The sequence below is a fragment of the Comamonas sp. F1-6 genome (assembly GCF_039581415.1).
Classification (GTDB): domain Bacteria; phylum Pseudomonadota; class Gammaproteobacteria; order Burkholderiales; family Burkholderiaceae_C; genus Comamonas; species Comamonas thiooxydans.
This window is the reverse complement of sequence record NZ_JBCPWN010000006.1, coordinates 209,619-228,731: the sequence shown is the minus strand read 5'-3', so window position 1 is coordinate 228,731 and position 19,113 is coordinate 209,619. Positions and strand designations below refer to the sequence as shown.

Genomic DNA, 19,113 nt, shown 5'->3' with positions numbered 1-19,113 from the left:
TCCTTGTGATGAACATACAAAAAACTCAAAAGCCGGTACGGCTTGAAGGAGCGAGACAGCAAGCAAGCGCCGCCGCGCAGCAAAGCTGTTGTCCCCCTGGGGGGAAGCGGCGGGGCCGCCCCGGCAACGCCGCTCAGGGGGGGACTATTGGCCCGGAACCATGCGTGACAGCAGTCCGTCGCGGTCAATGATCTGATGCTTGATGACGGCAGCGATATGCATCACCACCAGGGCTGCCAGCGCATAGGCCAGATAGCCATGCCAGGGCTTGAGCGCTTCGGCCAGCCCGGGGCTCTTGCTCACCAGGTCAGGCAGGGGCAATTGTCCGAACAGCACGATGGGAAATCCTGCTGCCGAGCTGTACATCCAGCCCACCAGCGGGATGGCAAAGAACAGCGCATACATCAGGTGATGCACGCCATGGTGGGCCATGCGCTGCCAGCCTGGCATGGTGCGGGTGACGGCTTCGGGCAGCTCCGGTGGTCGGTGGGTGATGCGCCAGACTAGGCGCAGCACGGACAGGATCAGAATCGTCATGCCGGCCCATTTGTGCCAGTTGAAGTACTTGAGGCGTGTGGGCGAGAAAGGCAGGCCTGTCATATAGAGGCCAAAGGCGAAGATGCCGATCAGTGCCAAGGCCAGAACCCAGTGCAGGGCGATGGCGGTACCGGTATAGCGGGAGCTCGAGTTCATGGAAACTGCAATCAGAAAGTGCGGGTCGCGGGCGCTGGAGGCCTGCTGAAATTGATATGCAGTGTATGAAGCGGCGAATGCAAAAAGGTTCAGCAGGATTGAGGGCTCGATTCAAAAAAGCTGAATGTCCGAACCAAAAAGCGCTGGCTTCAGCAAGGTCATCGAACATTCGATGCACAGCGAAGTGGGCGCATGCCGTTTTGCACGACAAGCACTAATGAAGGAAGTCGGTATTGATGAGTATCAATTTTCCGAGTATTTAACTTGTGAATTTGGGTGGCGAGAAATCATGCAGGCCGCTGTTTTTATACTCCGCGCCTCTTAGTCTTTTAAAAGACCAAAGCGTGGCGGACGGCCAAGGCTGGCGATATGTGGGCAGAAATGCCGACAACAACTGCAGCCGTTATCACCTGCTTTTTGACTCTCGGACGCATACAACGTCCGGGAATACATAGTCATCTAGCGATGTGCCCACGCCAGTCCTTGCTGTTGCTGTGCGCATTGCAGCAAGGAGTTGGAACCGTGTCCAAACTGGACTTGAATCGGCGCAGTTTTCTGAAGGCTGCCGCCGCCATGGGCGTGATTGCGAGTGTGCGCCCGGTCAAAGACGCACTTGCGGAATTGATAACGCCCGCAAGCGGTCAGGAGACCCACTGGATCAGTGGCAACACGCTCAATTACCGCCGCGACGGCATGGCCAAGGTCACCGGGCAGAAGGTCTTTGCCATCGACCTGCGCGCCAGGGACATGCAGGGCTGGCCTGCGCAGCAGTCGCACGCGCTGACCATCCACATCCCGCGCGCCGACCGCATCTACGAAGGCCTGGATCTGTCGGTGCTGGGCAGCGACTACCAGCCTGATGTGCTGATCGACGCCGAGTCCATCGCCGCCGACGGCGTGGGAATGCCCGAGCCGGGCTTCTACGGCGAATTCTTCGTCAAGAAGGGTCAGGTCTCGCCCATGCTGGGTCACCCCGTGGCCGTGGCCATCTGGCACGACTACGAGAAGTTCCGCGTGGCCAACCAGCGCCTGCGCTTCAACGACGCGATCTTCCGCTTCGGTGCCGAGGCTGCCCAGCCACCGCGCGCGCCCTATGTGGCCGCGCGCTATGTACGCGTGCAGGGCAAGGACGGCTATGGCGAGGACAGGTTCTCGCCCATGAAGAACACCGTCATCTGGCCTCAGCTCGATGAAAAAGGCGTGCACTGGCCCGACAGCAGCCATCCCGCCTTCGGCGCGCTGATGGGCGAGTCGGCCCGCATCCAGGCCGAGATGAAGCAGCCCAAGGACGGACTGCGCGCTTTTGCACGCAAGTACTACAGCCAGTCCATCGAGCATGTGGCCATGGAAATGGAAAACGGCCTGGCCTGGTATGAGCAGGGCAGCGGTGCGCTGCATATGGTCGCAGCGAGCCAGGCGCCCTACGGCACGGCCGAGCATGTGATGCACATGCTCAAGGACAGCAAGCTGGCGCTGAACCAGCTCGACTACATCAGCTCCTACACGGTGGGCTACGGCCAGAAGGAGCACCACCCCTTCCCGTTCTACGTGGCGCTGGCGTCGCTGTACGCCCAGGGCCGCCCGGTGCGGCTGGCGCTGGACCGCTGGAAGCACTTCCAGTTCGCCCTGAAGCGCCATCCCTTCGATGTAGAGACAGCGATCTCGGTGGACAAGGATGGCAAGTTCCACGCGCTGACCTGCCACATGGTGGGCGACGGCGGCGGCGTGACCAACTTCAGCCCCTCGGTGGGCACGGTGGCAGTGACCGCGGCTCAATCCATTTACTACTTCCCCGAGAGCGACCTGTCGACCGAGGTGTACCCCTCCATCGGCGTCACGGCCGGCTCCATGCGCGGCTACGGCACGGTGCAATCCATGGCCTATACCGAGATGCTGGTCGATGAGATCGCCCAGGAGATCGGCCTGGACGCCATCGAGCTGCGCCGGCGCAATGTGCTCAAGAGCAGCATGAAGAACACCCAGGGCGCCTCGCCCTCGGGTCATCTGCGTATCGGCGAGATCCTGGATATGGCCGCCAAGGACCCGATGTGGACCGAGCGCGCCAAGCGCAAGGCCGACTTCGAGGCAGCCAACCCCGGCCTGCGCTACGGCATAGGCTTCGGTGCGGTGCAAAAGGACTTCGGCACGGGGGCAGAAGCCTCGATCGCGCAGCTTGAGATCACGCCCGAGGGCCGCATCAAGATGCGCCACATCGCCACCGAGATCGGCACCGGCAGCACCACGGCACAGCTGGTGGCGGTCGAGCCCTTCCTGGGGCGCCCGGCGGACGACGTGGACTTCGCGGTGAACCACTGGGACAACCTGCCGCTGCATACCAAGGACGAGCCCTACACCACGCCCCAGGCCAAGGAGGACGAGCTGGCGCGGGACCCGACCTGGACACCGCGCCTGGTCTCGCCGGTATCGGCCTCGAACTCGGCCTACTACTTCCGCCACGCCACGCAGCAGGCGGCGCAGTTGCTGCTCAAGCTCTGCCTGTGGCCGGCTGCCCAGTCGATCTGGTCCGGCAAGGAAGGTGGTGGACAGTTGCTGCCCAGCACCGTCACCGAAGACATGCTGGAGTGGCGCGAGCGCATGCTCGTGGCCGAAGGCCTGGAGCCGCTGAGCCTTGAGCGCCTGGCCGAGCGCGCGCACGAGCTGGGCATCGTGACCGGCGTGTGCGTGCACGCCTTCAACCGCTGGGCCTGGGCCAAGGCCGACTTCACGGTCGAGGGCAGGAAGTTCCAGGCCATGATCGACGCCCTGTCCGTGCAGTACGGCAAGGGAGCTGGCGAGGCCAAGAAGGCCGCGATGAAATCCGGCGGCTATGCCTTCATCGCACGCGACAAGGTCTATTACCCGCCGGTGCAGCGCACCAATGCGGGCACGGTGTACTACGCGCCTTGCGCCACCATGGTGGCGCTGTCCGTGGCCCCGGGTACGGGCAAGGTGAACATCCTCTCGCACAAGACCTGGCTGGAATGCGGCACGCAGATCGTGCCCGAGCTGGTCTCCGGCCAGATCCAGGGCGGTGTGGCCATGGGCATTGGCCATGCGCTGTACGAAGACCTGCCGCTCCATGAGACCGGCCCCGGCAACGGCCAGTGGAACCTGAACCGCTACCACGTGCCGCGTGCCAGCGAAGTGGCCGTGTGGAAGGTCGAGGGCGTGGTGCTGCCGCCGCTGTCGCGCACCGATCCGCCCAAGGGCATGGCCGAGGTGGTGATGATTCCGGTGGTTGCCGCCTGCGTCAACGCCATCGCCCATGCCACGGGCAAGCGCTTCCATGCGACCCCCGTGACCCCCGACAAAATCAAAGAGGCACTGTGATGCAGGACCGTATTCAATTCTCCGCCACCATCAATCGCAAACAGGTAGGCCCCGTCGACGTTCCCAAGGACTTGATGATGATCGAGTTCCTGCAGGAGTACGCGGGCATGAACGGCACGCGCCTGGGCTGCGGCCAGGGCGTGTGCCGCGCCTGCACCATCATCGTCGACGACCCTGAAAAAGGCTCGATCACCGTGCCCGCCTGCGTGACCGGCGTGACCTGGCTCAACGGCAAGACCATTCGTACCGTGGAGGGCATTGCTTCGGTGGACGACAAGGGCGTAGTCCATCCCTCGCCGGTGCAGAAGGCCTTTCTCGAGCACTACTCCTTTCAGTGCGGCTACTGCACGCCGGGTTTCGTGAACTCGGCCACCGTGCTGGTGGAAAAGCTCCAGAAGCACCCCGTGCCTGCCGATGAGGTGGAAAAAGCCATCGAGGAGCAGCTTGAGCCCCATATCTGCCGCTGCACTGGCTATGTGCGCTACTACAACGCGGTGCGCGACGTGATCCTGAAGACGCCGGGCCTGACCACGGGCAAGCGCAGCAAGGAGGTCGTCAACAATGGCTAAGACCTGGATCAAGGGCCTGGGCGCAGCCGCCGTTGTGGGTGCGCTCGTGGCCGGCGGCATGTATCTGTACGGCAGCGCAAGCGGCGACGTCCCGCCCGCCACGGTGGACTTTGCCAAGCTGGGCCCGCAGGAGTTCGATGCGCTATACAAGCGCGGAGAGCAGGTGTTTCGCGGTGGTGACTGCGCGGCCTGCCACAGCTCGCCCGCCACGGGCGCGGAGCTGGCGGGCGGCGTTCCCATGGTCACACCCATGGGAACGCTTTACGGCAGCAATATCTCGCCTTCCAAGGAGCACGGCATCGGCGGCTGGACGGCCGACGATCTTTACCGCGCAGTGGCTGCCGGCATGGCGCCGGGGCGCAAGAACCTGTATCCGGCCATGCCCTATGCCAGCTACCACCAGATCACGCGTGCCGATGTCGATGCACTCTGGGTGTGGCTGATGAAGCAGCCGGCCGTGGAAGTCGCCAACAAGCCCAGCGAGATGAACTTCCCGTTCAACATCCGTCCTGCCGTGGCCATGTGGAATGCGCTCAATCGCCCCGCCGCCAAGGAGTTCGACATGTCGGTGGACGAACTGGTGCGCGGCAAGTATCTGGTGGATGTGCTGGGCCACTGTGCCGAATGCCACAGCCCGCGCACCAAGGCCACCTTTGCCATGGATGGCTCGCGCTATCTCGAGGGCAATACCATCGAAGGTTCCTACGCTCCGGCGCTGACCCCCGATGCGCTGAGCGAGCGCGGCTGGACCAAGGACGATCTGGTCAAGTTCTTCCGCACCGGACTGTCGCCGCAAGGGGTGATGACTTTCCGCATGTCATCGGTGCTCGAGCATTCCACCTCGCGCATGGCGGAGGCCGATGTGCGCGCCATGGCCGCTTATCTGACCCAGAACCGCGAGATGCCCGGGCCCAAGCTCAAGGCTGCCGAGGGGCAGACCAGCGTCAAGGGCGAGAACCTGTACCTGGGCCTGTGCGCAGGCTGCCACGGTGTGCAGGGCCAGGGTCAGCCGCATTCGTCGGTGCCTATGAGCACCAACACCACGGCCATGTTCCCCACGCCCATCAACCTGATTCGCGTGATCCGCGAAGGCGTGCACGAGCGTGATCTGGCCCATGGCGAACGCATGCAGACCATGCCCGGCTATGCCGACAAGCTCAGCAACGAGGAGATGGCCGAGCTGGTCAACTACATGCGTCAGACCTGGGGTGGTCGCCCTGGCGACGTGACTGCCGCGCAGGTGGCGGAGCATGTGAAGACCATAGAACACAGCAAGTAACTCCGGACCAGGCTTGAGGCCACGGTCGCTCGCGGCTTGCCGCGGCGGCCGTGGCCTTTTGCTTTGCGCCAGAGGGCCGCAGGGGCGTTGGCCGCACAGAGTGCGCACGACTCCATGCCGCAGTCGCGGCTTGCCTGTTGCTTGTGAGTCGTATCGGAGCGCGCTTATTCGTCCTGCGCCGGATTGTCCGGTAGCACCACCATGGCCTGGGCTGCGAGCTTCCAGGCGATGGCCGAGGCCTCCATATCGCCACGGTGCTCGGCCATCAGCGCCAGGCGCTGCCAGGCGCGGGTACGCAGCTGGGGGTCTTGCAGCAGCGGTGCGGCGCGGGTCAGCAACTGCTGGGCCTTGCCCCATAGCTCGCGCTGCACGCAGGCCATGCCGGCCAGGTATTGCAGGCGCGACTCGCGCGGGTTGGCATTGGCTGCGGCTTCCATGCGAGCCAGCCAGGCTCCATCCAGCTTGCCCAGGCTTGACTGCAACACCTCCACCAGCTTGGGCAGATGGGTTTCCGTGCGCGGTCCTGGCTGGGTCAGCAAATGCTCCCACACGGGCAGCAGCCAGGCGCGTGCCTGCTGGGCTTCGCCACCCAGCTCGATCAGGCGTTCCGTGGCAGGGATGGCCACTTCGGGCATGGCGCGCTCGTCTTCGTCCAGCGACAGCCAGAACTGCTGCAGCGACGAGGTGTCACGTGCGTCGCGAATGCTGGCCAGCAACAGGCCGCGGACCACGCTGGCCGAGGCCGCGGGAGAGAAGGCGCGGTGCTTGGCCAGCAGACGGGCGGTGTCGAGCGCCGCCTGCGTGTCGCCAGACAGGCGTGCTGCCTTGAGTTTGATGCGCAGGGCAATCGTGCGGCGGCCTGCGCCCAGCGGCAACTCGCCCAGACGGCGAATCGATTCGGCGGCATCGCGGTCGTCCAGTGCCCAGCGGGCCGCGCGCATCTGGGCGCCTTCGCGAATTTCCATGTCCTGGGTGTTGCCGGGGATGGGCAGCACGTCCAGAGCCTGTTGCCAGTGCTTGTCGCGCAAGGCTGCATCCTGCAGGGCGTGGGAGGCATCGGCGGCGATCAGATGGGCTGTTGCGTTCAGGCGTTCGCCATAAGGCAGGCCGGCCTTTGCTTCGCGCAGCGATTGCTCGGTGGACAAGGCGGCCAGAGCCGATTTGCGGGCGCGCAAAAAGCGGCCGGCCTGCAGATGCGAGAGCGCTTCGAGCAGGCTCTGGTTCATGCCGCGCTCTTTTTGCTGCATGCGCCAGCGGCGTGCCTGATGCGGCATCTGCAGCAGCACTGCCAGGGCACGCAGCGCGGCATAAAGCAGCACAAAAGCCAGAAAGAGCAGAACCAGGGCCAGGTTCAGCGACATGTCCACCCGGTAGGGCGACCAGAACCAGGTGACCGAGCTCTGGTTATTGCCAGCAAACAGTGCCATGGCCACGGCCACGGCAAACAGACCCATCAACCACAAGGCGGCGCGCATTTCTGTGTCCTCCTCGATTAGCGGCCGGCGGCCGCTGTGGTCAGAGCGTTCAGCGTGTCTTCAAGCTCCACGCGTCCGCCCGTATGCAGATTGGCCTGAATCTGCTGCAACTGAGCCTGGGCGATCTGAGTGCGCCGTGAGCGTGCGTCAAAGTATTTGTTGAGCAGGGTGCCAGCAGCGCTGAGGTCGGCGCGCGCCGATTCCCACTGGCGCGACAGCAGGGCCAGACGGGCGTTGAGCAGTTGCAGCTTGAGGTTCTCGCGCAGAAAATAGCCCTGCTCGGGGGCCAGCAGGGCCACCTCGGGGTGATCGATGCGGCGCACGCGCACCAGATCGGCCGCGCCATCCTTGAAGGAGTCCCAGACCCGCTGACCCTGGCCCTGCCACCAGGCCCATTGAGTGAGGGAGAGACTGGCGTCCTCGGGCGTGTCATGAGCGGCCGCCGTCTTGCGGGGCTGGGCATCGCGCGCACGCGGGCGGCCCACATCGTTGATGAGAGCCAGGTCATCCACCTGGCGAATCAGGTCTTCGATACGGCTGAGCACCCCCGTGGTGTCCGTCACGCTCATGCGCGAGAGCTTGTCCAGATCCAGATCAATGGCGCGCACGACGGGCGCCAGACGCGGCTGGGCCGTGCTTTCCACGCGCTTTCTGGCTGATTTGAGGCTCGCCACCAATGGCTGCAGGCTGCCTGAGAGTTCAGCCTGTTGCTGGGCCATGCGTATCGAGGATTCGATATCAGCCACGAGGTTTTCATCGCGCGAGCGCGACATGCTTTGCATCAGCTCTTCGAGCTGGTTGCGTTGCAGGCTGAGTTCGGCCACACGCGCCTCCATCACGGAGACACGCGCTGCGCTGTCGCGAGCCAGATCTTGGGCGTCCTTGGCCAGGGTGCGAGCCTCCACCGACTGCGCGCCGGACTGCGCCGACTGACGCGCCAGCTGCTCCTGCATATTGCCCACGCGCTGCCACAGCATGCCGCAGGCGACCAGGGCTGCGGCAGCCACCGCTCCCAGCGTCAGCACCAGAGCTGTGGGCGCACCACGCCCGGTCTGAGCGGGCACGGAAGGGTCCTGGCTGGAAGGGGAGGCTGAGGGTTGGTTGTCGGAGGTGGGGATGGCATCGGAGCTCATAGAGCCGATTCTATAGACGCAACCACATCGTCCAGACTTGGGCGACTGTGCAAAACCCGACCGAAACCTGCTGAAAGTGCTTTGCTGGCAATGCGTTCATGGGTGGTGAGCGCTAACCCAGAGTGCCATTGCTGCTGGGGTAGCAGCTGTTGCAGGTTGGCAACAGCTTCCGAGCTGCTGAACAGCCACAGGCTGCCGTCGCTGGCGGCTTGCCGGGCCAAATCCAGCTGCTGCGCCGTCCATACGGGAAGCTGGCGCTCATACACAGCCAGCAGTTCCACCTCGGCTCCGGCTTCGCGCAGCCGGGATGCCAGCCAGTCACGGCCTGCACCTTGTGTGGACGGGATTTGCATGCCTGCATTACCGACGACAGGGGCGGTCGAAGGGCTGGTGCCGCGCACGATCAGCACGCGGTCGCCAGGGCGAACCTGGCCGTGGACGTTCTGCCAAAGCGCTTCGGACTCGAACTGCGCTGCGTCAGGCGAAGGGCCGTCGATCTGGAGAGAGGCCAGTCCTGCTTCTAGCAGGGCCCGCTCTGTGCCCGGGCCGGGGGTCCACGCCCTGGTATCAGGCGCTAGCAACGCTTCAGCATCGAACGCTGGAGTTTGATCCTGGGCAAAAAAATACTGCACCGCATTGCCGCTGACAAACATCACGGCCCGGTAGTGACCGGGTTTCAGCGCCAACTGTCGCGCCTTCAGCAGAGCCTGGTGTGCAGCCGGGTCTGTGCAGGGCCCTATGCCTATCAGCGGCAAGGCCTCGGCCAGCAGGCCGCGGGCGCGAAACGCATCGACCCAGGGTTTTGCATCATGCAAGGGGCGGGTGACCAGAACGCGGCGCATGGGCAGGCGCGGCTCAGTCCTGCCTGGGCGCCGCAGGCACGGCACCCGCGGCTTGCAGCTGCGCGGCCAGTTGCTCGCCCAGAGCGTTGGCGCTGGCAAAGTCCGTGACGCTGGCGCTGGCCTGCACGCGCACCAGGCCCTTGCTGCCCTCCATATCGCCCCAGGCTGCATCCATGTGCAGGGTGTCGCCTTCAAAGCGGCCGTAGGCGGCCAGCGGCATGGAGCAGCTGCCGCCCATGCAGCGACTGACGGCTCGCTCGGCGGTCACGGTCAGCCAGGTGGGCATATGGGCCAGCGGGGCCAGGGCGTCGATGATGTCCTGGCGATCCGCGCGCACCTCAATGCCCAGCGCGCCCTGACCGGCAGCGGGCAGCATCTGGGCCGGGTCGAACCTGGCGCGGATGCGCTCGCTCATCTCCAGGCGCATCAGGCCGGCGGCTGCCAGCACGATGGCGTCGTACTGACCTTCGTCGAGCTTGCGCAAGCGGGTGTTGACATTGCCGCGCAGGGCCTCGATCCTGAGATCGGGGCGCAGCGCCTGCAGCAGGGCCTGGCGACGCAGGCTGGAGGTGCCGACCACGGCCCCCTGGGGCAGCTCGTCCAGCGATGCATAGCGGTTGGAGACAAAGGCGTCGCGCGGGTCTTCGCGCGTCATCACGCAGGCCAGCACAAAGCCCTCGGGCAGCTCCATGGGCACATCCTTCAAGGAATGTACGGCCAGATCGGCGCGCCCTTCCTCGAGAGCCACTTCAAGCTCCTTGACGAACAGACCCTTGCCGCCCACCTTGGACAGGGCTCGGTCCAGAATCTGGTCGCCCTTGGTCGTCATCCCCAGCAGATCGACGCTGTGGCCGCGGCCGCGCAAGATCGCCTGCACATGCTCGGCCTGCCACATGGCCAGCTGGCTCTCACGTGTGGCAATGACGATGGATGTGGGTGAGGATGCAGAAAATTTCATGACGGCGCGGTCTCAAGCGGGTAACGGGGAATGCTAGCATGGCAAGTTGCCCTACACCGTGCCCAAGGAGAATAGTTCATGCCTTCCGCCCGCCCCAAGAGCGCCGCACATACAGACAAACATGGCGACAAGCCGGTGCGCAAGACCGACAAGGATTTGCCGCTGATCGAGGACATACGGCTGCTGGGGCGCATTCTGGGCGATGTGATTCGCGAGCAGGAAGGCGGGCCGGCCTACGAGCTGGTCGAGCAGGTGCGCCAGCTATCGGTGGCCTTCAGGCGCGATGCCGACGAGGCGGCCGACAAGGCGCTCAAGAAGCTGCTCAAGGGACTGTCCAGCGATCAGACGGTGAGCGTGATTCGCGCCTTCACCTACTTCTCGCACCTGGCCAATCTGGCCGAAGACCGCCACCACATCCGCCGCCGCGCCGTGCACGAGCGCGCCGGCAACACGCAGGAAGGCAGCATCGAGGTGGCACTGGCGCGCCTGCGCTGGGCGGGCATCTCGACGGCCACCGTGGTCGATACGCTGGCCAAGAGTTTCATCTCGCCCGTGCTGACTGCTCACCCCACCGAGGTGCAGCGCCAGAGCATTCTGACGGCCGAGCGCCGCATCGCCCAGTTGCTGGCCGAGCGCGACGATATCCTGATGCGCGCCCAGCTCTACAACAGCGCCAAGGACGCGCTGACCCCACGCGAGCTGACGCGGGTGGAGGCGCAACTGCGAGCCTGCGTGGCCCAGCTGTGGCAGACGCGGCTGCTGCGTCATTCCAAGCTGACGGTGGCCGACGAGATCGAGAACGCTCTGTCCTATTACGAGGCCACGTTCCTGCAGGAGATCCCCAAGATCTACGAGCAGCTGGAGCAGGAGCTGGGCGAGAAGCTGCCCGAGCAGAGCTTTTTGCGCATGGGCCAATGGATTGGCGGTGATCGCGACGGCAACCCCTTTGTGACGGCCGAGAGTCTGGAGCTGGCCCTGTCGCGCCAGGCCGATGTGGCGCTGCGCCACTATCTGCGCGAGGTGCACTATCTGGGCGGCGAGCTGTCGCTGTCGGCCAATCTGGTGGACATCACGTCCGAGATGCAGGCACTGGCCGATGCTTCGCCCGACCACAATGTGCATCGTAGCGACGAGCCTTATCGCCGGGCGCTGACGGGCATTTATGCGCGGCTGGCCGCGACGCTCAGGCAGCTGACGGGCGGCGAGGCGGCACGCCATGCCGTGGCGCCCCAGAATGCCTATGCATCGGCCGACGCCTTTCTGGCCGATCTGCAGATCATTGACGACTCGCTGTCGCGCTATCACGGCGATGCCCTGGCGCCGCAGCGCCTGCGCCCGCTGATGCGTGCCGTGCGGGTCTTTGGCTTCTATCTGTCCACGGTGGACCTGCGCCAAAGCTCGGACAAGCACGAGGAAGTGGTGCGCGAGCTGCTCTCGGTCGCCAAGGTCGAGCTCGATTACAGCCTGCTCGAAGAAGACGCCAAATGCGCGCTGCTGGTGCGCCTGCTCGAAGACGCACGACCCTTGCGCGTGATGGGCGCTGACTACGGTGACCACACCCGCAGCGAGCTGGCCATCTTCGAGACCGCCAAGCGCCTGCGCGAGCGCCTGGGCAGCGAGGCGATTCGTCATTGCATCATCAGCCACACCGAGACCGTCAGCGATCTGCTCGAGGTGCTGCTTTTGCAAAAGGAAGTGGGCCTGCTGCGCGGCACCCTGCAGGACGGCGCGCAATGCGATCTGATCGTGGTGCCGCTGTTCGAGACCATCGAGGACCTGCGCAATGCCGCGCCCATCATGCGCCGCTACTACCAGTTGCCCGGCATTGCCGAGCTGGTCCGAAAAAGCGGTGGCGAGCAGGACATCATGCTGGGCTACAGCGACAGCAACAAGGACGGCGGCATCTTCACCAGCAACTGGGAGCTATACCGGGCCGAGATTGCGCTGGTCGATCTGTTTGACGATCTGGCCGATCACTACGGCATCCGGCTGCGCATGTTCCACGGCCGCGGCGGCACCGTGGGGCGTGGCGGCGGCCCCAGCTACCAGGCCATTCTGGCGCAGCCGCCAGGCACGGTGCGCGGTCAGATCCGCTTGACCGAGCAGGGCGAGGTCATCGCTTCCAAATACGCCAACCCCGAGATCGGACGCCGCAACCTGGAGACCCTGGTGGCCGCCACGCTGGAGGCCACGCTGCTGCAGCCGACCAAGCCGGCGACCAAGGCCTTCCTGGAAGCCGCGGCGTTTCTGTCCGAAACCAGCATGGCGGCTTATCGCGCGCTGGTCTACGAGACTCCGGGCTTTACCAATTACTTCTTCAGCAGCACGCCGATTCGCGAGATCGCCGAACTCAATATCGGCTCGCGCCCCGCATCGCGCAAGGCGACTCAGGCCATCGAGGACCTGCGCGCCATTCCCTGGGGCTTCAGCTGGGGCCAGTGCCGACTGACGCTGCCGGGCTGGTACGGTTTCGGCTCGGCGATCCAGGCCTTTATCCACCGTCCGGGCAAGGATGCCAAGGCGCAACTGGCGCTGCTGCAGAAGATGTACCGCCAGTGGCCGTTCTTCCGCACCTTGCTCTCGAACATGGACATGGTGCTGGCCAAGAGCGACCTGAACCTGGCCTCGCGCTACAGCGAGCTGGTGACCGACACGCGCTTGCGCCGCCGCATCTTCGGCGCGATCGAAGCCGAGTGGCAGAGCACGGTGGAAGCGCTCAACCAGATCACGGGCGACAAGCAGCGCCTGGAGCACAACTCCGCATTGGCGCGCTCCATCCGCCACCGCTTCCCCTATATCGATCCGCTGAACCACCTGCAGGTAGAGCTGGTGCGCCGCTGGCGTGCGGGACAGACTGACGACAGGGTCAAGAACGGCATCCACCTGTCCATCAACGGCATTGCCGCCGGAGTGCGCAACACGGGTTGAGGTCGCTGATGGCTGCTCCTGAATTGGGAGCTTATGTCGCCAATGAATAAAGGGTTTGAAGCATTTATCTGCTTTAAATCCTTTGTTGAATGGCGCTACCAGCTATGGAAGTTGAAGAGTCCTCAAACAAGCGCGCTTGCATGGCGAGCCATCCAGCAAGCGCTGTCGCAGTTTCTCGGCCATCAAGGCCGGACACGCTGAAGCCGCCGCAGCAGATCACGGAAGATAGGCTGCATCTTTAGGAGCTGCATGCGCCAACGCATAAAGGGTTTGAGGCCAATAAATGCTTCAAACCCTTTGTTGTATGGCGCTACCAGCTATGAAAGTTGAGCTTTAAAACTGGCGTGCTCCAGGCCGGAGGCAGCGAGCAAGCGCCGCCGCGCAGCGAGGCTGCCGTCCCCATCCCGAAGAGAGAGGGGGAAGCGGCGCAGCCGCTCAGGGGGTTAGTGAAGCATTAAGGATCCGGCGGCCTTGCTCTTGCCGGCGCGCGCGGGAGGGTTGCACAGGCCGCACTGGTAGTGGCGCGCATTCTCGTAGGGCTCGGTCACGAACTGGCCCTTGCAGACCGAGCATTGCGTGCGCGTCAGCATCTGCGCATCGACAAACTTCACGAGGCGCCAGGCGCGGGTAAAGGACAGCAGCACCTCGAGTTCGGCCGCCTGGATCTGCTCGGTATAGAGGCGGTAGGCCTTGGTCAGTTGCTCGGCCGAGTCCAGCTCCACGCCCTTGGACAGGTATTCGTAGATGTTGAGGAACAGCGAGCTGTGGATATTTTCCTGCCAGGTCAGAAACCAGTCCGTGGAAAACGGCAACTGGCCCTTGGACGGAGACTTGCCCGAGATTTCCTTGTACAGCCGGATCAGGCGTTCATAAGACAGCGTGGTCTCGGACTCCAGCACCTGCATGCGGGCGCCCATCTCGATGAGCATGGCGGCGCGCTCGATTTGCTTGGATTCGTTCAGAACGCTTTTGGTGGCAGTCTTGGCGGCGGGCATCAATCTCTCCTTAAAACCAGGTAGTCGCTAGCGGGTGCTCAGAGCACTTCGGAGACACGGCTGGCCATCAGGATGTTGGCGTGCAGCGTATTGGTGGCGGCATTGCCGATCTTGTTGCTGCTGTGGTTGGTCAGCAGGCTCCAGACCATTTCGTCGTCGGCGCGGAAGCTGGCCAGCAAGGTGTTGCGCGATGCCAGCTTGAGCACCTGGGCCGAAGACAGCGAGCCCAGCAGGTCGCAGGACTCTTCGTTCAGACCCAGACGGAACACGGCCTCGGCCTTGTCCTGGCGGATCAGGGTCTGGGCCAGCATCAGATAGGTGAGGTTGGCTTCGCGGATCTCGGCAAGCAGTTGTTCGTTGTTCATGGGTCCAGTCCTTTCAATCTCGACAGACCGTCACGGCGCACACAAACAAGACGTTAAAAGTGTTTCGATCTGTTGAAATGAATTGTGTTTCAAGCCCTGATCGAACTGAAGTCGGGGAGCGTCGGTATCGCCGGTCTGGTTTCACAGGCAGGCATGTAGGATTTCCCTTACTGCCTTGCCGTCCTTCGGGATGACTCGGAGTGCCGGGTGGGGGCTGACATTGCGTCAGGCCGGATTCCACTGGTGCATGTATTGTGAATCTGTCCGGAAGATGACAAACGAGCAAATAGGCGGCTTTTTATTCGGTATCTGATCGCCTATGAAAAAAAGGCCGCTGGGATTTCCTGTGATAGCGGCCCGGATCCGGGTTGCCAAGCTGCATCGACATGCGAGTGCGGACATGGTCCTCGGCCATTTCGCCAAGGCCCGGAGCGCCGAGAAGCAATGGGCCTGGTCTGGTCTGGCTTGGCGCTGAGCAAGCGTGCCGCACCGCGCTTGCGCCTGTCTACGGTGATCACGGTGCGCTCTGTCCGCGGCCCAGGGAGTGAACCCGGCAAACGCGGGGGAGCGTGCTTGTTCAAAGCCGGTGCCTGACGCGACACCGGCATATGGCAGCTCAGCCTCGCTCGGCCGGGCGGGAGGGCTGGCTGCACCACTCGCTCCAGCTGCCGGCAAACAAGGCTGTGGGCGCAAAGCCGGCAATGCGCATGGCCAGCACATTGGGCGTGGCACTGACACCGCTGCCGCACTGGTGCACCACGCTGGCGGGATCGCGTCCGGCCAGCAACTGATCAAACTCGGCTTTGAGCAGCGCTGCGGGCTTGAAGCGTCCATCGGCCGCGATATTGCTGCTGAACGGCCGATTCAGTGCACCCGGAATATGGCCTGCCACGGGGTCCAGGGGCTCGACCTCGCCGCGGTAGCGGGCCGGGGCCCGGGCATCGATGAGGGTCTGGGTGGCCTGGCCCAGGTCGGCCTCGACCTGGCCTACGGTCTTGAGTGTCTCCAGCGGCTGGCCCAGTTCAAAGTTGGACTGGAAATGGCGGGGCTCTTCCTTGCTGCCCACCGCCTGGCCGGCCGCCTGCCAGGCCTGCAGTCCACCATCGAGCACTGCCACGGCATCGTGGCCGGCCCAGCGCAGCATCCACCACAGGCGGCCGCAGTAATTGGCGGCGTTGCGGTCATAGACCACGGCCTGCATATTGTTGGCAAAGCCTATGGACGACAGCCAGGCGGAAAAGCGCTCGCGCGTGGGCAGGGGGTGGCGGCCGCCGGAGGCCGATTGCACGCTGGTGGCGACCTGGCCGTCTTCGCCGGGTGCTCCGTGCGGTGCGCTGAGGTCTTTGTCCAGATCGGCGAACAGGGCGCCATCGATATGGACCTGCAGATATTGCTCGCGGCCGGCAGGCGGATTCATGAGGTCAAAGCTGCAGTCAAACACCATCAAGGGCTTGCCGCTGGCCTTGAGCCGGGCCAGCTCTTCGACGGAAATCAGGGTGTTGTAGTGCTCGGGCGCCGAGTGGTTCATGGCTTGCTGCTCCAAAGATTGAACGGCTGCAGACGGCATGGCGTGCAGTCTTGCGGCATGCAGACCATTATGCGATCGGGTCGCAGCGCCTGAGCCCTGCAGGCTTCATTGTTTGGATATGGCAAGCCGCGCAGATCCGGCGTGGACTGCGCGGCAGGCTGGGGCTGCTGACGTGCATGGCGAAGGCGCCAGGCACCGCTGCCATGGCTAGCCCCTGGAGCGTAAGGCGGTTGCTGCGGCTCCGCTGGCAACGATGAGCACAATGCCCAGCCAGCCGATCAGAGGGATGCTTTCGCCGAACAGCACCAGGCTGAGCAGGGCGGCAAACACAATGCCCGAGTACTGCAGATTGGCGACGACCAGGGTGTTGCTCTTGCTGCCGGCCGAGGCATAGGCTTTGGTCATGCAGACCTGGGCCACGGCGGCCAGCACGCCCACGGGCAGCAGCCACAGAGCGCTCCAGCCGGGGAAGGGCGAGATGCCGGTGAACAGCATGGTGATGCCGCCGGCAATGGCCGATCCCACCGAGAAATAGAACACCACGCGGGTTTCAGGTTCGCCCAGGCGCGACAGGGTGGTCACCTGCATATAGGCCATGGCCGCAAACATGCCGCCAAACAGGCCGCCGAGTGCGGCCACCCATTCGCTGGCCGGGGCGCTGGTCGGGCGCAGCACCAGCAGCACGCCGACAAAGCCCGCTACCACCGTGGACACCAGGCCCCAGGGAAAGGGCGGAATGGCGCGGCGGGTTTCGGGCTCGGCCGCATAGGATTTGCGCAGCGTGTGGCGCATCCACAGGCCCTGGGCGATGAGAAAGACCGCCATCCAGATGCTGCTCATGGAGTTGAGCGTGGTGGCCGTGGCCAGCGGCAGATGGCCGATGGCGTAGAACCAGGCACCCATGGAGATCACGCCGACAAAGCTGCGCCAGGCATGCTCGCGCGAGTACTGGGTGGTCAGCGTCACGCCGCTGCGCCTGGCCAGCCAGACCAGCAGCGCCATGCTGACCAGGCCGCGGTAGAACACGATCTCCGCCGCATTGAAGTCCTGGGAGGCAAACTTCACACACACACTCATGACCGCAAAAATCAACGCGGCCAACACCATCCACAGGGCTTGCATATCTCGCTCAATTCAGCATAAAAAATAGCTGCTGTGCTTATGGGGTAAGCGATAGCAGCTATCAGTCTTGAGGCTTACCTCATTCAGCGTTGGGGGACGCTGTCGCCCATGATGCGGCGATACCACTCATGGAAATGTTGCATGCCGTCTTCCATGGGGCTCTGATAGGGGCCGACCTCGTTGTCGCCGCGTTCATAAAGCGCCCTGCGGCCGCCGTCCATGCGCTCGGCGATCTCGTCGTCCTCGATGCAGGTTTCCATGTAGGCGGCCTTCTGGGCCTGCACGAACTCGGGCTCGAAGGCGGCGATTTCCTCAGGGTAGAAGAACTCCACCACATTCAGCGTCCGGTCCACGGCCAGCGGGTGCAGGGTCGAGACGGTCAGCACATGCGGATACCACTCCACCATGATGTGGGGGTAGTAGGTCAGCCAGATGGCGCCGCGATCGGGCAGTTCGCCGTTGCGGTAGGCCAGCAGCACCTCGTGCCACTTCTTGTAGATGTCCGAGCCCGGGTTGCCGAAGCCGGGGGCCACGCCCACGGTCTGCACCGAGTACTCGCTGGCGAATTCCCACTTCAGATCGTCGCAGGTGACGAAGTTGCCCAGACCGGGGTGGAAGGGGCCGACGTGATAGTCCTCCAGATAGACCTCGATAAAGGTCTTCCAGTTGTAGTTGCACTCGTGCATCTCGACATGGTCGAGCACGAAGCCGTCGAACCGGAGCTGCTCGCGCAGCTTCATGCCGGCCAGATCGGCCTCTATGTCGCGGCCGTTGTCCTCGAACAGCAGTCCGTTCCACTCGCGCAGACGGTAGTTGTTGAGGTTCAGGCAGGGGTCGTGGCTGAAATGCGGGGCGCCCAGCAGCTCGCCGCTGGTGCTGTAGGTCCAGCGGTGCAGCGGGCAGACGATATTGCCTCCGGCATGGCCCTTGCCTTCGGACAGCAGATTGCCGCGCCCCTTGAGCATCACCGCCTGGCGGTGGCGGCAGACGTTGGAGATCAGCTCGATCTCGCCTTTGGCATTGCGTACCAGCGCCCGCCCCTCTTTTTCCTGAGGCAGGGCGTAGTAGTCGCCTATCTCGGGAACGGCCAGCTGGTGACCCACGTAGCGCGGGCCGCGCTTGAAAATCGTTTCCAACTCACGCTGGAACAGCGCCTCGTCGAAATAACTTGAAACTGGTAGTTGGCTTGCGGCCTGCTGCAGTTGAAGACTTAAATCAGTCATGGATGACCTGACCTAAAGACTCCCCACAGGGAGGGTGCACGTGCGCACACGGTAAAAAACGAAACCGGCCTTGTCTGGACACGGGCCTCAGGCAATGGACGGTGGCGCATGGCCAGCCGACTCGTTTGCCCGACCGGATGACCAGGCACGTGGCCGGCTTGACGGGAATGGGATTATAGGCTGTGGGGTTATTTCCGTTTTTCTGGTACGTGTATTGACGTTATTTCGACGTTGTAGCGAAGGGTCCTGTCAGCAAGCTGCCAGCCGTCCGCAAACCGTGGCAGGTCGTCAAAAAGGCTGGTGCGGACGGCATCGACCTGACCGGAAGTCACAGCCAAGACATCTCCCGCCTGCCGGCTTTGCGGGCATTGCACGCCAATGGTGCAGGGACGCCTAAAATCGTCGTTTTCGTCCAACATAGCCCACACCATCCATGCCCAAGGCCGCTGCCGCCAAAAAATCCGAACAGCCTGTCAGCTATGAAGCTGCTTTGCAGGAGCTGGAACAACTGATTGCGCAGATCGAATCGGGTCAGCTTCCGCTGGAGCAGATGCTCAGCGGCTACCAGCGTGCGGCCGAGCTGCTGGGTTTTTGCCGCAGCCAGCTCGAAGCCGTGCAGGAGCAGGTCAAGGTACTGGACGAAGGCAAGCTGTCCGCCTGGACCCAGGACTGA

Annotated in this window: 16 protein-coding genes; 6 read left to right on the top strand and 10 right to left on the bottom strand. The window is 63.8% G+C overall.

The window, feature by feature from the left end; genetic code table 11:
• Positions 1-144: 144 nt before the first annotated feature.
• Positions 145-693, bottom strand: coding sequence for a cytochrome b (locus tag AAIL66_RS09045; RefSeq protein ID WP_343496530.1), 549 nt, complete (start codon positions 691-693; stop codon positions 145-147).
• 124 nt (positions 694-817) lie between these two features.
• On the opposite strand from AAIL66_RS09045, the gene AAIL66_RS09040 reads away from it, so the two are divergent.
• The 4 genes from AAIL66_RS09040 to AAIL66_RS09025 all read left to right on the top strand — a co-directional run bounded on the left by AAIL66_RS09040 (position 818) and on the right by AAIL66_RS09025 (position 5,871).
• Positions 818-1,018, top strand: coding sequence for a hypothetical protein (locus tag AAIL66_RS09040; protein WP_034352884.1), 201 nt, complete (start codon positions 818-820; stop codon positions 1,016-1,018).
• Positions 1,019-1,215: 197 nt separating this feature from the next.
• Positions 1,216-4,023 carry a molybdopterin cofactor-binding domain-containing protein gene (locus AAIL66_RS09035; protein ID WP_343496529.1) on the top strand — a complete coding sequence of 936 codons (2,808 nt, stop codon included), beginning with the start codon at positions 1,216-1,218 and terminating at the stop codon, positions 4,021-4,023.
• Positions 4,023-4,592, top strand: coding sequence for a (2Fe-2S)-binding protein (locus AAIL66_RS09030; protein ID WP_003052822.1), 570 nt, complete (start codon positions 4,023-4,025; stop codon positions 4,590-4,592). The genes AAIL66_RS09035 and AAIL66_RS09030 overlap by 1 nt, the downstream gene beginning before the upstream one ends.
• Complete coding sequence (locus AAIL66_RS09025; protein WP_343496528.1) at positions 4,585-5,871, top strand: cytochrome c; 1,287 nt, start codon at positions 4,585-4,587, stop codon at positions 5,869-5,871. Before AAIL66_RS09030 ends, AAIL66_RS09025 begins: the two co-directional genes overlap by 8 nt.
• Before the next feature lie 164 nt (positions 5,872-6,035).
• On the opposite strand, the gene AAIL66_RS09020 is transcribed toward AAIL66_RS09025, so the two are convergent.
• From AAIL66_RS09020 to hemC, 4 genes are read right to left on the bottom strand one after another with little or no spacing between them, the layout of a single operon-like run.
• The gene (locus AAIL66_RS09020; protein WP_034409517.1) at positions 6,036-7,346 is read right to left on the bottom strand and encodes a heme biosynthesis HemY N-terminal domain-containing protein; all 1,311 of its coding nucleotides are present in this window, start codon (positions 7,344-7,346) and stop codon (positions 6,036-6,038) included.
• Between the two features lie 17 nt (positions 7,347-7,363).
• Positions 7,364-8,479 (bottom strand): uroporphyrinogen-III C-methyltransferase, encoded by a 1,116-nt coding sequence (locus AAIL66_RS09015; RefSeq protein ID WP_343496527.1) that lies wholly within the window; start codon positions 8,477-8,479, stop codon positions 7,364-7,366.
• The gene (locus AAIL66_RS09010; protein ID WP_343496526.1) at positions 8,476-9,321 is read right to left on the bottom strand and encodes a uroporphyrinogen-III synthase; all 846 of its coding nucleotides are present in this window, start codon (positions 9,319-9,321) and stop codon (positions 8,476-8,478) included. The genes AAIL66_RS09015 and AAIL66_RS09010 overlap by 4 nt, the downstream gene beginning before the upstream one ends.
• A gap of 13 nt (positions 9,322-9,334) precedes the next feature.
• Complete coding sequence (hemC, locus tag AAIL66_RS09005) at positions 9,335-10,279, bottom strand: hydroxymethylbilane synthase (RefSeq protein ID WP_054075193.1); 945 nt, start codon at positions 10,277-10,279, stop codon at positions 9,335-9,337.
• 78 nt (positions 10,280-10,357) lie between these two features.
• On the opposite strand from hemC, the gene ppc reads away from it, so the two are divergent.
• Positions 10,358-13,207 (top strand): phosphoenolpyruvate carboxylase, encoded by a 2,850-nt coding sequence (gene ppc, locus AAIL66_RS09000; RefSeq protein WP_034352866.1) that lies wholly within the window; start codon positions 10,358-10,360, stop codon positions 13,205-13,207.
• Between the two features lie 443 nt (positions 13,208-13,650).
• On the opposite strand, the gene flhC is transcribed toward ppc, so the two are convergent.
• The 5 genes from flhC to AAIL66_RS08975 form a co-directional block, all read right to left on the bottom strand.
• Complete coding sequence (flhC, locus tag AAIL66_RS08995) at positions 13,651-14,202, bottom strand: flagellar transcriptional regulator FlhC (RefSeq protein ID WP_003052834.1); 552 nt, start codon at positions 14,200-14,202, stop codon at positions 13,651-13,653.
• 38 nt (positions 14,203-14,240) lie between these two features.
• Positions 14,241-14,567 carry a flagellar transcriptional regulator FlhD gene (flhD, locus tag AAIL66_RS08990; RefSeq protein ID WP_003069145.1) on the bottom strand — a complete coding sequence of 109 codons (327 nt, stop codon included), beginning with the start codon at positions 14,565-14,567 and terminating at the stop codon, positions 14,241-14,243.
• Between the two features lie 616 nt (positions 14,568-15,183).
• Positions 15,184-16,095 (bottom strand): sulfurtransferase, encoded by a 912-nt coding sequence (locus AAIL66_RS08985; RefSeq protein WP_034380569.1) that lies wholly within the window; start codon positions 16,093-16,095, stop codon positions 15,184-15,186.
• A 207-nt stretch (positions 16,096-16,302) separates the two neighbouring features.
• Positions 16,303-17,217: a DMT family transporter gene (locus AAIL66_RS08980; RefSeq protein WP_034352862.1), complete on the bottom strand. Its 915-nt coding sequence runs from the start codon at positions 17,215-17,217 to the stop codon at positions 16,303-16,305.
• An 83-nt stretch (positions 17,218-17,300) separates the two neighbouring features.
• Positions 17,301-18,440 (bottom strand): aromatic ring-hydroxylating dioxygenase subunit alpha, encoded by a 1,140-nt coding sequence (locus tag AAIL66_RS08975; protein ID WP_034352859.1) that lies wholly within the window; start codon positions 18,438-18,440, stop codon positions 17,301-17,303.
• Between the two features lie 433 nt (positions 18,441-18,873).
• Here AAIL66_RS08975 and xseB point away from each other — a divergent pair, with 433 nt between their 5' ends.
• Positions 18,874-19,113 (top strand): exodeoxyribonuclease VII small subunit, encoded by a 240-nt coding sequence (gene xseB, locus AAIL66_RS08970; RefSeq protein WP_003069159.1) that lies wholly within the window; start codon positions 18,874-18,876, stop codon positions 19,111-19,113.